Origin of the sequence: Streptomyces sp. NBC_00005, from assembly GCF_045160215.1 — a bacterium.
Classification (GTDB): Bacteria; Actinomycetota; Actinomycetes; order Streptomycetales; family Streptomycetaceae; genus Streptomyces.
In genome coordinates, this window is record NZ_CP108316.1 from 2,977,107 (window position 1) to 2,991,907 (window position 14,801).

A 14,801-nucleotide genomic window follows, 5' to 3' on the forward strand; every position below is an offset into this window, starting at 1 on the left:
GACATGCGGCTCCGCCATGGGGCCCCGACCCGAGGAGGATCCCATCCATCCACTCCGCTTCGGCGTCAACTACACGCCCCGCCGCGGCTGGTTCCACTCCTGGCACGACTTCGACCCGGAGCACGCGCGCGAGGACCTGGCCCAGATCGCAGGGCTGGGCCTCGACCACATCCGGGTCTTCCACCTCTGGCCGCTGCTCCAGCCCAACCGCACCCTCATCCGCACCGCCGCCGTCGACCAGCTGGTGCGGCTGGTCGACCTGGCGGCCGAGGCCGGCCTCGACGTCATGGTCGACGGCGTGCAGGGCCACCTGTCCAGCTTCGACTTCTACCCGGAGTGGACCCGCAGCTGGCACCACCGCAACGTCTTCACCGACCCGGAGGCCGTCGAGGCGCAGGCACAGTTGCTGCGCACGCTCGGCCGGGCCCTCGCCGACCGCCCGGGCCTCATCGGTCTCCAGCTCGGCAACGAGCTCAACAACCTGGTCGAGCACAACCCGGTGACGGCGGACGAGGTCGACCACTACCTCGACACGCTGCTGGCGGCCGCCCGGGAGGGCCTGCGCCCCGGGCAACTGGCCACGCACTCCGCGTACGACGCCGCCTGGTACGGCGACGACCACCCGTTCACGCCGGAGGCCTCGGCCCGCAAGGGCGATGTGACGACCGTCCACCCGTGGGTGTTCTCGGCCAACTGCGCGGGCCGCTACGGGCCCAACTCCTTCGAGGTGCAGCACCTCGCCGAGTACGGCACGGAACTCGCGAAGGCGTACGCCGACGATCCGTCCCGGCCCGTCTGGGTCCAGGAGACCGGCGCCCCCGAACCACACATCCCGGCCGCCGACGCCCCGCGCTTCGCCCGCGCCACCGTCCTCAACGCGGCCGACTGCGAAGGGCTGTGGGGCGTGACCTGGTGGTGCTCCCACGACGTGGACCGCTCACTGGCCGACTACCCGGAACTCGAGTACACGCTGGGCCTGTTCGACTCCACGGGCCGCGCCAAACCCATCGCCGACGCCCTGGCGGAGACGGTCGCCGAACTGCGCGCGAAGCCCGCCTTCCCCCAACCGCGCGACACCGCCCTGGTGTTGGACTGCACACCCGCCACCCGCTCCGTGTCCGGTCCGGGCGGCGCGTACTTCGAGGCGTGGATGCGACTGCGCGAGCAGGGTGAGCGCCCGGCGGTGGTCCTGGCCGAACGGGCGGACGACCAGGGGTACTTGGCGTCGAGGGGGATCACCAGGACCGTACGACTGCCGTGAGCACCGTACGACTGCCATGAGCACGTACGACTGCGTGAGCACCGTACGACCGCCGTGGCGGCCGTCAGACGCCGGCCAGTACCTCGGCCACGGCCCGCAGGTTGACCCGCCCGCGCCCGAACGAGCACAGGGCGCCGCCCTCCGGCAGCCCGGTGTCCACGCGGACCGCGTCCGGACGCCGGGCCAGCAGGGCGTCCCGGAAGCGCGCCTGCCAGGGATGCAGCCCTGCGTCGCAGGTGGCCACGACCAGCGGCGAGGCGGCGGATATCCGCAGGATGCCGTCGACCAGGGCGCCCGGATCGCACGGCTCCCCGCTCACCGCTGTGCCGTTGGCCCTCGGGTCGAAGGGGCGCAGCTCGGTCAGAAGGTCCTCGCCGCCCCAGTTGAGGGCGGGGTGCGGAGGCGCGAAGAGGTCGACGACGTGGGCGCCGCGTACGGGCTCCGGCACGGACCGGCCGCGCACGGCCCGGCGTGCCGCCTCCAGCCCGGCCCCGGCGTCCCAGCCGGCCACGGCCCCGGCCGGGGTCGCGTACCGCTCGGCGAGCCGCCGCACCCGTCCGGCCGCCTCCCACACCCGCTCCTCGGACAGCCGCCCGGACTCCAGGGCGTCGAGCACCGCGTCCCGGCAGCCCAGCGTGACCTCCAGGTCGGGTACGGCGACGATGACCTGGTCCGCGCCCGCGGCGAGGGCGATGCGCGCGCCGGCCGCCTCGCCGTAGCGGTCGGCGATGGCCTTCATCTCCAGGGCGTCGCTGACCAGCACGCCGTCGAAGCCGATCTCGTGGCGCAGCAGGTCGCCCAGGACGCGGCGGCTGAGGGTGGCGGGACGGTTGGCGTCCAGCGCCGGATAGACGACGTGCGCGCTCATCAGCATCGGCACGCCCGCGGCGACGGCCGCACGGAACGGTTCGAGGTCGGCGCGCAGCTCGTCCAGCGACCGCGGGTCGACCGCGAGGTCGTGGTGGCTGTCGGTCTCGGTACCGCCGTGGCCGGGGAAGTGCTTGGCACAGGACGCGATGCCGCGCGCCTCGGTGGCGGTGATCCAGGCGTGCAGATGGCGGGAGGCGAGCTCGGGGTCGGCGCCGAAGGAGCGGGTGCGCACGATCGGGTTGTCCGGCCTGAGCTGGAGGTCGGCGACGGGGGCGTACGAGGCGGTGATGCCGAGCGTGGCCAGGTGACCGGCGAGCGCGTCGGCGCAGCGGGCGGTCAGGTTCGGGTCGTCGGCGACACCGAGGGCGTAGGACCCGGGAACCTCGGGGGCGCCCGCACCGACCAGGTGGCCGATGCCGCCGCCCTCGTTGTCGATGGCCACCAGCAGATCGGGGCGGATCGCCCGCAGGGCGTCGGTGAGCTCACGGACCTGCTCCGCGTCCCGCACGTTGCGCGTGAACAGGATGACGCCGCCCAGGCCGCGGTCGATGAGCCGCTTGAGGGTGTCGGGGAACGTCGTCGTGCCCTCGAAGCCCGCGACGAGACAGCGGTGGACCGCCTCGTCCAGATCGGAGGAGACGGAGGACGGGGCAGGGCCCACAATCACGTACTCGGAGGTCACTCCAGGATTGTTCTGGCTTAATCAGCCGAAAGTCAACACTTCAATGGATGAATGATTCACTTTCCGGGGACGGATCGGGGCTGTCTGCACAGGTCAGCGCGGTCGGCCGGGGGCAGGACCGTCCCGGAAGGCCGACGGCGGCCCGGGGGCCTGAACGCGGACGGCGAGGGGCCGGCAGGGGCGGAACGGCGGACCGCCACGGGCGGAACCGGCGGCCGTCCTCCGCGGGCCGGCAGGGCAGCCGTCGTCCGCCCGCCCGCGCCCCTTCGGCTCCCGGACACCACGCCGTCACGCCCGGCGGGAACGGTTCCGCCGTCCCCTCCTGGTTCGCCCCGTATCCGTCCGCTCAGGCGCCGCACCCCGCCGCCCCGGCGTGACGTGGAAGGACGACGTGCGCCGTGTCCCTGCTCCCGCTCGACGACGCCCCCGGATCGCTCCCGCCGCCGATCCGCACCACGGTCCCCGCCGCGGCCCTCACCCCGGCCGCCTCCGCCACCCTCCGCACCGGAACGCTCTCCCCAGCCGTCCCGGCCGTCATGTCCCCCATGCCCCTCCCCTCCGGCGCACGGCCGCTTCTCCGGCGCGCCCTCGTGCTGCTCCCCCTCCTCCTGATCGGGGTCTGGGCGGCGATCGACTGGCGCACGGTCTACGACGGCACCGCACGGCTCGGCTCCGCCGACCCCGCGTGGCTGCTGGCCGCGCTGTTCTTCACCTGCCTGACCTGGCTGTCCGCCGCGTGCGTGCGGCAGGGCGCCCTGCCGGAGCGGCTGCCGACGGGACTGCTGATCGCCTCGCAGTTCGCCGCCGGCGCGGCCAACCACGTCCTGCCGGCGAGCCTCGGCGCCCATGCCGTCACCCTGCGCTTCCTGCAGGGCCGCGGCATCCCACTGGCCCGGGCCACGGCCTCGCTCGCCCTGTACTCGCTGGTGCGTCCGATCGCGAAGACCGCGGTGCTCCTCGTCTTCCTGCTGACCGCCCCCGAACTGCTGCGCCTGGATGAACTCGTCCCGGACGGGCGGACACTGCTCCTGGTCGCGGGAGGCGCGTCGCTCGGTCTCGTCACGACCGTCGTGCTGACGACGGCCGTACCACCGCTGCGCCGCCCCGTGCTCTCCGCCGCGCGCGCCGCCCTGACCGACGTACGGCTGCTGCACACCAGCCCCGCCCGCATCCTCGCCCTCTGGGGCGGCGCGGCCGCCGCACCGCTGCTCCAGGCGACCGTGATCTTCTGCATGGGCGCCTCGCTGGGCCTCACGCTGAGCTGGGCACAGGTGACCTTCGCGTTCCTGGCCGCCAGTACCGCGGTCGGCGCCGTACCCGCACCCGGCGGCATCGGCCCCGTGGACGCGGCGGTGGTGTTCACGCTCGTCACGCTCGGCGCCCCCATGGACCTGGCGGCGGCGGCCGTCATCGGCTACCGGGTCCTGACGGTCTGGGTGCCCCTGCTGCCGGGCGCGCTGGTGCTGTCGGCACTGGTGCAGCGGAAGGTGCTGTGAGCCCGGCGAAACGCTCGGGTAGTTCCCCTCGCCCCTCGCCGAGCGACCGCGGGGAAACCGTCGGGCTTCGGCCGTTCTGTCTGTGACATGCGGATGTCCGGCTGGTCAAACGTGCGGGTGACAGCGCGGGCAGCTCTGTCATGCAGGCCGTCGACCGGCCAGGGGCGCGGACATCTGACCTGCACGGTTCCCAGCGGCAACATTCCCCGGCCGACGTGCCGAGCAGGTGTCGTACCGCCAGGTGAGACGGGAACGACCGCTTCCGGCCGGATCGGGTCTGGCGCAATGCCGTACGCGAATCGCAACCGAAGTGACAGGAAACAGTCACGCTGCGCTTCTGTGTGTGTCGGATCCGTGCACGAAAACAGAAGTTCTCGTGCCGAACCGACCCGCCAAGTCCCGACAGGAAGGCCCGGACCATCAAGTCACGCCACCCCGCCCCCGTGATCGCGTTCTTCGACGTGGACGAAACACTGCTCGCCACCCCCGCCCGGTACGACTTCCTCCGCTACCGGCTCGGCGAGTCGCCCTACGCCTACGAAGTGGATCAGTTGGGCGCCATGGCCTCACTCGGCATCGACCCTCCCGACCTGCTGCGGTCCTACTACCGCCTCTACGCGGGTACCGCGTGGGCCGAGCTGATGGAACAAGGGCGGCACTGGTACGAGGAGGTCCGCCAGGGACGCCGCACCGGTCCGCCGTTCATCGCCCCGGCCGTGACCGCGCTGCGCGCCCACCAGGACGCCGGGCACCTCACCGCGCTGGTCTCCGAAGCCTTCACGCCGTGCCTGGCCCCGCTGTGCGAGGACATGGGCGCCGACCTCGTCCTGTGCACCGAACCCGGCCTGGACAGCAAGGGGTGCCTGACCGGCGAGGTACGCCACCCGATGACGGCGGCGGCCAAGGCCGAGGCCGTCGTCCGGGCCGCGGCCGAACACCGTGCGGACCCACGGGACTGCTTCGGCTACGGCACCCGCACCGACGGTCTCGGCCTGCTCACCGCCGTCGGGAACACCACCGTCGTCGACGCCCGTGCGGCCCTGGTGTCCCTCGGGTAGCACTCCGGCCGCGGTCCCGCGCGAGCAACCCACAGCGCCGAGCCCCCCTCTACAGGGATGAGGCAGAGGGGGAGGACGGGACGTGCGGAACGGGGAGGCGGCGGCAGCCGTGCCCAGGGACGGGGCGCGGATCGGCCGGATCGGCCGCTATCCGGTGAGGTGGCACAACGCGTTACTGGCCCTGTGGACGGCGATCTGGTTCTTCGTGGCCGAACGTCACGGAGCCGTGTCCTGGCACTACTTGAGAACCGGTCAGCAACTCCTCTTCAACCAGACCCCCGGCGGCGGCCTCGCCCTCTACGCCAACCACCCCGAGCTGCAGATCGGCCCGGTCAGCTTCCTGGTCGCAGGACTGTTCGCCCCGTTCCCCGCCCAGCTCGGCGAGAAGCTTGCCGACGCGTTCATGTCCGGCCTCGGCCTGTACATGCTCGTGCTGGTCGGCCGCGCCGCCGCCGACCACTACCGGGGGACGGGGCTCAACCACAAACGCCTCCAGCAGCGCGTGCTGATCGCCGGAGCGGCCTTCATCCCGATGTGGGTGGAGGTCGCGGTGCGTTTCGCCCATCTCGACGACGTGCTGGCGCTGTTCTTCACCACCCTCGCCGTCCGCGCGCTGGTCCGCGGCAACGCCACCGCCGTGGGGGTCCTCCTCGCCCTGGCGGTGGACTCCAAGCCCTGGGCGGTCGGCTTCCTGCCCCTCCTGCTGGCGCTGCCGCGCACCACACGCCTGCGTGCCGCCGCCTGGACCGTGGGCCTGGTGGCCGTCGCGTGGCTGCCCTTCTACCTCACCCACCTGGAGACCCTGGCCGCGGCCCACTTCACCATCCCCAACCAGCCCGCGTCGTCCCTGCGCTGGTTCGGCGTGCACGACCCCGCCACGCCCTGGTGGGACCGCCCGGCCCAGATGGCCCTCGGGATCGCCCTGGGCGCCCTGGCCGTGCGCCGGCACCGCTGGCCGGCGGTCGTGCTGCTCGCCGCCGACGCCCGTATCGTCCTGGACCCGAGCGTGTACACGTACTACAACGCCTCGGTCCTCCTCGGCACCCTGATCTGGGACTCGATCGGCCAACGCCGGCTGGTCCCGTGGGTGAGCTGGCTCGCCCTCATCTCCCTGTACGGCAGCGCCCTGCTCGTCCCGTCCGCCGCCGCCCAGGGCCTCATCCGCCTCGCCTTCGCGGCCGGGTCGGCCGCCTACGTCCTGTGGTGGCCCCAACGCACACCCCGCAACAGACGCCACGGCCGACGGGCACAGGGCGCGGGGCACGTCGTACGGCCGCTCAGTCCTCCTGCGGAGCCAGACGCAACGAAATGCTGTTGATGCAGTACCGCTGGTCCGTCGGCGTCGCATACCCCTCGCCCTTGAAGACGTGCCCGAGGTGCGACCCGCACCGCGCGCACCGCACCTCGGTCCGCACCATCCCGTGCGTGCGGTCCTCGATGAGCTCCACGGCGTCGGTGTCCTTCGGATCGAAGAAGGACGGCCAGCCGCAGTGGGAGTCGAACTTCGTGTCCGAGGTGAACAGTTCGGCGCCACAGGCCCGGCAGGAGTAGACGCCCGTCGTCTTGGTGTCGGTGTACTCACCGGTGAAGGCGGGCTCCGTGGCGGCCTGGCGCAGTACGGCGTACTCCGACGGGCTCAGCTCCGCACGCCACTGCTCGTCCGGCTTTTCGACGTCGTACGACATGAAGCTCAGCCCCTTACTTCGTGAGACGGTCCAGGATGCGCGGTCCGAGGTCGGTGACGTCGCCCGCGCCCATGGTGAGAACGAGATCACCGGGCTTCGCCATTCCCGCCACGATCTCCGGTACCTCCGTCTTGTCGTGGACCGGCGTCACGTCGGCGCCCGCGGCCCGCGCCGCCTCGATGATCAGCGCGCTCGTCACACCGGGGATCGGGTCCTCACGGGCCGGATAGATGTCGAGGACGACGGACGCGTCCGCCAGCGCCAGCGCCTGGCCCATCTCCGTGCCCAGCTCCTGCGTACGGGAGAACAGGTGCGGCTGGAAGACGACCAGGATCCGGGCCCCGCCCGCCGCGGAGCGCATCGCCTCCAGGTCGGCGGTCATCTCCGTCGGGTGGTGGGCGTAGGAGTCGATGACCTGGACGCCGGCCGCCTCGCCCTTCAGCTGCAGACGGCGCTTCACGCCGGTGTACGCGGCCAGGGCGGGCGCCAGCTCGTCGGCGGGGACACCCAGCGCGACGCCCGCGGCGAGCGCGGCCACGGCGTTGTGCGCGTAGTGGCGGCCGGGGACGGAGACGGCGAAGGTGCGCTCCCGCCCGTCCAGCACGACGGTGACCTCGCTCTTCAGCCCCTGCGGGACGACGGACAGGACGCGCACGTCGGCGTCCTCGGCCTCTCCGTACGTCACCGTTCGCACCGCACCGGCCAGCCGCCGGGTCAGCTCGCGCGCACCCTCGTGGTCCGCGTTGATCACCAGCGTGCCGCCGGGCACGATCCGTCCGGCGAAGGTCTCGAAGGACTCGTAGATCTCGTCCATGGACGCGTAGTTGGCGTGGTGGTCGAGCTCGACGTTGAGGACGATCGCGACCTCGGGCGCGTACTTGTGGAAGCTGCGGTCCGACTCGTCGGCCTCGGCGACGAAGATGTCGCCCTCGCCGTGCAGCGCGTTGGAGCCCGGCGCGTCCAGATCGCCACCGATCGCGTACGACGGCTTCAGGCCCAGCTCGCTCAGCGAGACGGCCAGCATCGACGTCGTGGTGGTCTTGCCGTGGGTACCGGCGACCGCGATCGGCCGCAGCCCGTCCATGAGCGCGGCGAGGGCGTCCGACCGGTGCACCACGGGAATCCCCAGCTCGGCCGCGCGCGCCAGCTCCGGATTGTCCTTCCGGATCGCCGACGACACGACCACACAGCTCGCGTCGTCGGCGAGGTGCTCCGCCGCGTGCCCGATGTGCACGGTGGCACCGAGGGCCCGCAGCGCCTCGGCGGTCTCGGACTCCTTGGCATCACTGCCCGCCACCTTGGCCCCGCGCTGCGTGAGGATCTTCGCGATCCCCGACATCCCGGCGCCGCCGATCCCGATGAAGTGCGGTCGGTCCATGGCGGTGGGAAGGCCGGGTGCCATGCGTGTCTCCCTGGAGTGGTGCGGCGAACGTTCAGCAGCCCACCCTATTCGTCTTGCACGCGCCGGACGAAGCGGCCGACTGCTACGCCTTGCTGTGCGAGAACAGCTTCAACACCGGCACCCCCACCTTGTGCCGGGCCCGGGACGCCCAGTCGCGGTGGAAGAACTCCTCCACGTAGTGGGGATCGGTCAGCACGATCACCTCATCGGCACCGACCTCACCCACGAGAACCTTCAACGCATCCAGCGGATGATCCTCGATCAACCGCCCCTCCGCCTCGCAGCCGGCGACATGCAACGCCTGCAGCGACACCTCCAGGGCCCGCTCCCCGAAGGGCCTCGCGGCCTCCCCCTCGGGTACCTCGCGCTCGTGCGCGACCTCGTCCAGTTCGCCGAGCGCGACGTCGTCGATGGCCCGCAGCAGGCGGTCCGCCTGATCGCCGCGGGGCTGGAGCAGCACGTGGAAGGAGACCTCCTCGTCCCCGTGCAAGCTGGTGACGAACTCCACGTCTGCGGACGTCAGGGCCTTCTCGATCATCAATACGCTTGTGAACACCGGGCGCCCCTTCTGCGGAAACCATCCTGCCCCGTGATGTCACGGGAACGACTGCGAGAATCAGTGTGCCCGCCCGAAGCTGAGCGGAACGGATGATTCCGCCGTTTTCGGGACGAGCGGTACCGCTGAACGATTTTCAGGACCGCTGGTAGCGGGTGAAGAGAAACCCCTCCTCCTCCAGCAGCGACGCGAGCACGAAGCGTTGCGGAACCGCGACCGACGGCCCGCCCGCGATGCGCTGCGCGTCGCCGGCGGTGAGCATCGGGGCCACGGTGAGACAGAGCTCGTCGAGCACTCCGGCGGCCACCCACTGGCCGAGCAGCCGCGGGCCGCCCTCGGTCAGCAGCCGGGTGTGCCCGAGCTCGCCCAGGGCCCGTACGGCGCGGGCGGGCTCCACGCCGACGCCATCGCCGGCGATCACCACCCGGGCGCCGGCCTTCTCGGCGGCGGCGACGCGGTCGGGGGCCGCCGAGGCACCCGTGAGGATCAGGGTGGGCACCAGAGGCGAGGTGAACAGGGGTAGGGAGAAATCCAGCTCGAGGCTCGCGCTGACCACCGCGATCGCCGGTGCCGGCCCCTGTCCGGCCGCCTCCCGCAGCTCCGCGAACTCCGCACGCGCGCGTGCGGGCCGGTACCCCTCCTGCCGTACCGTTTCCGCGCCGACGACCACCACGTCCGCCAGCGCGCGCAGGGTGCCGAAGATCCGCATGTCGGTCGCATGGGAGATCGGCTGCGAGCGCCCGTCGTGCTGAGCGGCCCCGTCGAGCGTGGACACCATGTTCGCCCGCAGCCAGGGAACGGGCTGCCCACCGGCGGTCGGCTCGGGGTAGGCGTAGGCGGCGGCGAGTTCGGCGAGGCTCCACTCGCGGTCGGCCGGCGCTTCGAAAGCACCCACCCCACCGGCCCCACCCCCCTCACCGGGGGTGTTCAGCGCTGTCTCGTCGGTCACAGGGAACAGGCGTCGCATGTCGTGCAGTCTGGCACGCGGCTTAGCATGGTGAACCGTGTCGTCCTCCCCTTCCGCCCCCGGTATCGACCCGATAGCCGACGCGGCCCCGCTGTCCCTGTGCGCCCGCGCGCCGCACGTCCCCGCGGACCGGCTGGTCGCCGAGATGGTGCCGCCGCCGCGCTTCGACTCGGTCCGCTTCAGCACGTACATACCCGACCCGAACCAGCCCAGCCAGACCGAGGCCGTCCGGGTCCTCGATGGCTTCGCGGGTGGGCTCGGCGGAGCGCACGCCGTCGGCGGCGGAAAGCGCGGCTTCTTCGGGTTCGGGAGGGCCAAGGCACCGAAGATCCCGGCCGGCCCCCGCGGCGTCTACCTCGACGGCGGCTACGGCGTCGGCAAGACCCACCTGCTCGCCTCCCTCTGGCACGCCACCCCGGCGGAGCCCGCGCTCAAGGCGTTCGGCACCTTCGTCGAGCTGACGAACCTCGTCGGCGCCCTGGGATTCCAGCAGACCGTGCAGACCCTTTCCGGCCACCGCCTCCTGTGCATCGACGAGTTCGAGCTCGACGACCCCGGCGACACCGTCCTCGTGTCGACCCTGCTCGGCAAGCTCGTCGACGCCGGCGTGGCACTCGCCGCCACCTCCAACACCCTTCCGGGCAAGCTCGGTGAGGGCCGTTTCGCGGCGGCCGACTTCCTGCGCGAGATCCAGGGCCTGTCCGCCCACTTCCACGCCCTGCGCATCGACGGCGAGGACTACCGCCACCGCGGCCTGCCCGCAGCACCGGCGCCGTTCTCCGAGGAGCAGGTGACCAAGGCGGCGTACGCCACGGCGGGCGCCTCCCTCGACGACTTCCCGCATCTCCTCGACCATCTCGCCAAGGTCCACCCCAGCCGGTACGGCGCGCTGACCGACGGCCTGAAAGCGGTCTGCCTCACCGATGTCCGGCCCGTCCCCGACCAGTCGACGGCCCTGCGGCTCGTCGTGCTCGCGGACCGGCTCTACGACCGTGAAGTGCCGGTCCTGGCCGCAGGACTGCCCTTCGACCGGCTGTTCAGCGAGGAGATGCTGAACGGCGGTTACCGCAAGAAGTACTTCCGGGCGATCTCCCGGCTCACGGCACTGGCACGCGATGGCAAGGGACTCGCCGCGGGCGACTAGTTCGCGCCACCCCACCAGCGCATTTCAGGCTCTCTTCAGCTCGAAACGTTAAGTTAACCCTGCAAACAACTTTGCACGGCTAACCTGTCTCTTGACCAGTCGTTGACCAGCGACTGACCTGCCATTGATCAGTGATTGAGCTGTCCTTGGCAGAGGCAAGTGGCGTGAACCACCTGGAGGGGGGCGTATGTTCCGCATCACGACGGCCCGGACCGCGATCGCGCTCCTCGCCGCCGTCCTGCTCGCCCTCCAGTTCTTCGCACCCAACACTTCCTTCGCATCCGCGCACACGATCCGTCAGGTCGAGGCCAAAGCCCAGCCCGGAATCAAACTGTCCGGCAAGGCTCTGCGCAGCGAGACGGTCACGGTCCGCCACTGCGACCACTCGGGGGACCCGACCGGTCCCCTGCGTACCCGCGACCGCCACCGCGCGGTCGACTTCGCCCCCGAGGGTCCCGATCGCGGCCAGCAGGCCCAGGACCCCGCGTCCGCGCACCAGCCGGCCGCGCCCCGGGCGCCGCACATGTCGAGACCCTCGACATCCCACTCTCCGGCAGCACTTCAGGTCTTCCGCTGCTGAGCAACTGAGCTGCTGCCCAACCGAGTTCAGAGCAGTCCCCCCACATCTGTTCCCACACCGACGCGCCGTTGCGGCGCGCCAGGAGGAGTCACCACATCATGCAGCCCCTCATCGACAACGCCCGTACGTTCGGACAGCGCCCTGAGGAGTTCGCCAAACTCGCCGAAGGCCAGTCCCCGCAGGTGCTGTTCATCACCTGCTCCGACTCCAGGGTCGTCCCGGCCCTGATCACGGGCGCCCGCCCCGGCGAGCTCTTCGAGCTGCGCACCGCGGGCAACATCGTCCCGCCGTACGCCTCCGAACACCCCACCAGCGAGGCGTGCACCATCGAGTACGCCGTGGAGGTGCTCGGCATCCGCGACATCGTGGTCTGCGGACACTCGCACTGCGGCGCCGTCGGCGCCCTCGTGCGCGGCGACGACCTGACCGCCGTCCCCGCGGTGCGCGACTGGCTCTCGCACGCCACCCCGCGCCCGGCAGGCGCGGTCGAGGACCCGGCCGTCGCCGAGGGCGTGCAGAGCCACGTCCTGACGCAGCTGCTGCGGCTGCGCTCCTACCCGTACATCGAGAAGAAACTGAAGGGCCGTCAACTGTCCCTGCACGCCTGGTACTACGAGGTGCACACCGGCACCGTCCTGGCGCACGACGCCGCCTCCGACGCCTTCGCGGCCCTGTGAGCGCCACGATGACAACCAAATTCCCTCACCTGCGGCAGGACTTCGCCGCATCCCTGGTCGTCTTCCTGGTGGCGCTCCCCTTGTGCGTGGGCGTGGCCGTCGCCTCCGGCGTCCCGGCCGAACTCGGCCTGGTCACCGGCATCGTGGGCGGCCTGGTCACCGGCTTCATGCGCGGCAGCAGTCTGCAGGTCTCCGGGCCCGCGGCGGGTCTGACCGTGCTGGTCTTCGAGGCGGTGCAGGAGTTCGGGCTGCCGGCACTCGGCGTGGTCGTGCTCGCCACCGGCGCCCTCCAGATCCTCATGGGCACCCTGAAGCTGGGGCGCTACTTCCGGGCCATCTCGGTCTCGGTCGTCGAGGGCATGCTGGCCGGCATCGGTCTCGTGCTGATCGCCGGGCAGCTCTACTCGATGGCGGACGCCAAGGCGCCCGCCTCCGGCCTGGCGAAAATAGCCCAACTCCCGGGTGCACTCGTCGATGCCGTCCAGAACAGGGAGGCGCTCGCCTCGCTCCTCCTCGGCGCCGGCACCATCGCCGTACTCGTGCTGTGGAAGCGGATGCCGAAGCAGGTGCGCACGGTCCCCGGACCGCTCGCCGCGGTCGGTCTCGCGACCCTCGCCGCGCTGGTGTTCTCGCTGCCGGTCGCCACCGTCGAGGTCAAGGGTCTGCTGGGCTCCATCCAGCCGCCCTCGCTGAGCGCCTTCGGCGACCTCGCGAACATCGGTCTGCTCGGCACGGTCGTCGCGTTCACCCTGATCGCGTCCGCCGAGTCGCTGTTCAGCGCGGCGGCCGTGGACCGGCTGCACGACGGGCCGCGCACCGAGTACGACAAGGAGCTGGTCGCGCAGGGCGCGGGCAACGCACTGTGCGGGCTCCTCGGCGCCCTGCCGATGACCGCGGTGATCGTGCGCAGCGCGGCGAACGTCCAGGCGGGCGCGCGGACGAAGGCGTCCCGTGTACTGCACGGCGTGTGGCTGCTGCTGTTCGCCGCCCTGCTTCCGGGCGTCCTCGCCTACATCCCGATCCCGGCCCTCGCGGGCATCCTCGTCTACTCCGGCGCCAAGCTGATCCCCGTCCGCGAGATCGTGTCGCTGTGGCGCGAGCACCGCGGCGAGGCGCTGATCCTGGTCGTCACGGCCGTGTCGATCGTCGCGGTCAGCATGTTCGAGGGCGTCCTCATCGGTCTGGCACTCGCCGTCGCCAAGACCGCCTGGGAGGCCTCGCACCTCAAGCTGGAGATCGTCGACAAGGGCGCGGGCCCCGTCCAGGCACACCTCTCGGGCAACGCGACCTTCCTGCGGCTGCCGAAGATCCTCGACAGCCTGGAGGCGCTGCCCCAGGACCGCCCGGTCGAACTGGACCTGTCCGGGCTGCACCACCTCGACCACGCCTGCCGTACGGCCCTGGAGAACTGGGCCGAGCGACACAGCGAGGTCGGCACCGAACCGGTGCGGGTCACCGCTCGGTAAGCGCGTCGATGGCCGGTCCCGGGTCCTTCGTGGCCCGGGACCGGCCATCGGGCATATCGTTGCAAGAGCAGACATACGAGGCCTCTGGACAGAGGGGGTCATCATGCTCGAGGAGCTGTTGACGGCAGCCGTCGCGGTCGGTGCCGCCGGGGTCGTCTACGTCACCGCGGCGGCACGGGTCGTCAAGCAGTACGAGCGCGGGGTGGTCTTCCGGCTCGGGCAGCTGGCCGGCGAGGCGCGGCCGCCCGGATTCACCATGATCGTTCCGTTCGTGGACCGGATGAGCAAGGTGAACATGCAGATCGTCACGATGCCGGTGCCGGCCCAGGAGGGCATCACCCGGGACAACGTGACCGTCCGGGTGGACGCCGTCGTCTACTTCAAGGTGGTCGACGCCCCCAACGCCCTGATCAATGTCGAGGACTACAAGTTCGCGGTCTCCCAGATGGCACAGACCTCGCTGCGCTCGATCATCGGCAAGAGCGACCTGGACGACCTCCTGTCCAACCGGGAGAAGCTCAACCAGGGTCTGGAGCTGATGATCGACAGCCCGGCGATCGGCTGGGGCGTGCAGATCGACCGCGTCGAGATCAAGGACGTGTCCCTGCCGGACACGATGAAGCGCTCCATGGCCCGGCAGGCGGAGGCCGACCGGGAGCGGCGCGCCCGGGTCATCAACGCGGACGCCGAACTCCAGGCCTCCAAGAAGCTGGCCGAGGCCGCCAAGGAGATGTCCGAGCAGCCCGCCGCACTCCAGTTGCGGTTGCTGCAAACGGTGGTGGCGGTCGCCGCCGAGAAGAACTCCACCCTCGTGCTCCCCTTCCCGGTGGAACTGCTGCGCTTCCTGGAGCGGGCACAGGAGCACCCGCACGAGCACCCCCACGAGCAACAGCACTCCCACCAGCACGACCAGCAGAGCGATCACCAGATCGAGAAGTGACACGAGCTACGCGCGTG

Annotated in this window: 14 protein-coding genes; 9 read left to right on the forward strand and 5 right to left on the reverse strand. The window is 71.4% G+C overall.

The window, feature by feature from the left end:
• Nucleotides 1–16: 16 nt before the first annotated feature.
• Nucleotides 17–1,261, forward strand: a complete 1,245-nt coding sequence (locus OG303_RS13870; RefSeq protein ID WP_405877255.1) for a glycosyl hydrolase — start codon at nt 17–19, stop codon at nt 1,259–1,261.
• Between the two features lie 64 nt (nt 1,262–1,325).
• On the opposite strand, the gene nagZ is transcribed toward OG303_RS13870, so the two are convergent.
• On the reverse strand, nt 1,326–2,813 hold the full coding sequence (nagZ, locus tag OG303_RS13875) for a beta-N-acetylhexosaminidase (RefSeq protein ID WP_405868346.1): 1,488 nt from the start codon (nt 2,811–2,813) through the stop codon (nt 1,326–1,328).
• Between the two features lie 398 nt (nt 2,814–3,211).
• Between nagZ and OG303_RS13880 the strand changes: the two genes are divergently transcribed.
• The 3 genes from OG303_RS13880 to OG303_RS13890 all read left to right on the forward strand — a co-directional run bounded on the left by OG303_RS13880 (nt 3,212) and on the right by OG303_RS13890 (nt 6,685).
• Complete coding sequence (locus OG303_RS13880; RefSeq protein WP_405868348.1) at nt 3,212–4,309, forward strand: YbhN family protein; 1,098 nt, start codon at nt 3,212–3,214, stop codon at nt 4,307–4,309.
• Nucleotides 4,310–4,752: 443 nt separating this feature from the next.
• The gene (locus OG303_RS13885) at nt 4,753–5,367 is read left to right on the forward strand and encodes an HAD-IB family phosphatase (RefSeq protein WP_405868350.1); all 615 of its coding nucleotides are present in this window, start codon (nt 4,753–4,755) and stop codon (nt 5,365–5,367) included.
• An 82-nt stretch (nt 5,368–5,449) separates the two neighbouring features.
• Nucleotides 5,450–6,685, forward strand: coding sequence for a hypothetical protein (locus tag OG303_RS13890; protein ID WP_405868352.1), 1,236 nt, complete (start codon nt 5,450–5,452; stop codon nt 6,683–6,685).
• Here OG303_RS13890 and msrB read toward each other — a convergent pair.
• The 4 genes from msrB to OG303_RS13910 form a co-directional block, all read right to left on the reverse strand.
• Nucleotides 6,645–7,052 carry a peptide-methionine (R)-S-oxide reductase MsrB gene (gene msrB, locus OG303_RS13895; protein WP_405868354.1) on the reverse strand — a complete coding sequence of 136 codons (408 nt, stop codon included), beginning with the start codon at nt 7,050–7,052 and terminating at the stop codon, nt 6,645–6,647. The genes OG303_RS13890 and msrB overlap by 41 nt on opposite strands.
• Nucleotides 7,053–7,065: 13 nt before the next feature.
• The gene (gene murC / locus OG303_RS13900; RefSeq protein WP_405868355.1) at nt 7,066–8,454 is read right to left on the reverse strand and encodes a UDP-N-acetylmuramate--L-alanine ligase; all 1,389 of its coding nucleotides are present in this window, start codon (nt 8,452–8,454) and stop codon (nt 7,066–7,068) included.
• An 82-nt stretch (nt 8,455–8,536) separates the two neighbouring features.
• Entirely contained in the window at nt 8,537–9,010 is a 474-nt protein-coding gene (locus tag OG303_RS13905; RefSeq protein WP_405868357.1) for an indole-3-glycerol phosphate synthase, read from the reverse strand.
• 136 nt (nt 9,011–9,146) lie between these two features.
• Entirely contained in the window at nt 9,147–9,977 is an 831-nt protein-coding gene (locus OG303_RS13910; RefSeq protein WP_405868359.1) for a pyrimidine reductase family protein, read from the reverse strand.
• Nucleotides 9,978–10,014: 37 nt separating this feature from the next.
• Between OG303_RS13910 and zapE the strand changes: the two genes are divergently transcribed.
• The 5 genes from zapE to OG303_RS13935 all read left to right on the forward strand — a co-directional run bounded on the left by zapE (nt 10,015) and on the right by OG303_RS13935 (nt 14,784).
• Nucleotides 10,015–11,121: a cell division protein ZapE gene (gene zapE / locus OG303_RS13915; protein ID WP_405868361.1), complete on the forward strand. Its 1,107-nt coding sequence runs from the start codon at nt 10,015–10,017 to the stop codon at nt 11,119–11,121.
• A gap of 187 nt (nt 11,122–11,308) precedes the next feature.
• Nucleotides 11,309–11,701: a hypothetical protein gene (locus OG303_RS13920; RefSeq protein WP_405868363.1), complete on the forward strand. Its 393-nt coding sequence runs from the start codon at nt 11,309–11,311 to the stop codon at nt 11,699–11,701.
• Nucleotides 11,702–11,799: 98 nt separating this feature from the next.
• Nucleotides 11,800–12,378 (forward strand): carbonic anhydrase, encoded by a 579-nt coding sequence (locus tag OG303_RS13925; protein WP_405868365.1) that lies wholly within the window; start codon nt 11,800–11,802, stop codon nt 12,376–12,378.
• A gap of 8 nt (nt 12,379–12,386) precedes the next feature.
• A complete protein-coding gene (locus OG303_RS13930; RefSeq protein WP_405868367.1) occupies nt 12,387–13,844 on the forward strand; it encodes a SulP family inorganic anion transporter in 1,458 nt (485 codons plus the stop codon).
• A 103-nt stretch (nt 13,845–13,947) separates the two neighbouring features.
• A complete protein-coding gene (locus OG303_RS13935) occupies nt 13,948–14,784 on the forward strand; it encodes a slipin family protein (protein ID WP_405868368.1) in 837 nt (278 codons plus the stop codon).
• Nucleotides 14,785–14,801 lie beyond the last annotated feature (17 nt).

Bases quoted from the DNA above. Each gene is read 5' to 3' on its own strand.
- murC (WP_405868355.1), bottom strand. From the start codon at position 8,454: ATGGCACCCGGCCTTCCCACCGCCATGGACCGACCGCACTTCATCGGG.
- OG303_RS13930 (WP_405868367.1), top strand. From the start codon at position 12,387: ATGACAACCAAATTCCCTCACCTGCGGCAGGACTTCGCCGCATCCCTG.
- OG303_RS13925 (WP_405868365.1), top strand. From the start codon at position 11,800: ATGCAGCCCCTCATCGACAACGCCCGTACGTTCGGACAGCGCCCTGAG.
- OG303_RS13870 (WP_405877255.1), top strand. From the start codon at position 17: ATGGGGCCCCGACCCGAGGAGGATCCCATCCATCCACTCCGCTTCGGC.
- OG303_RS13920 (WP_405868363.1), top strand. From the start codon at position 11,309: ATGTTCCGCATCACGACGGCCCGGACCGCGATCGCGCTCCTCGCCGCC.
- OG303_RS13910 (WP_405868359.1), bottom strand. From the start codon at position 9,977: ATGCGACGCCTGTTCCCTGTGACCGACGAGACAGCGCTGAACACCCCC.
- msrB (WP_405868354.1), bottom strand. From the start codon at position 7,052: ATGTCGTACGACGTCGAAAAGCCGGACGAGCAGTGGCGTGCGGAGCTG.
- OG303_RS13935 (WP_405868368.1), top strand. From the start codon at position 13,948: ATGCTCGAGGAGCTGTTGACGGCAGCCGTCGCGGTCGGTGCCGCCGGG.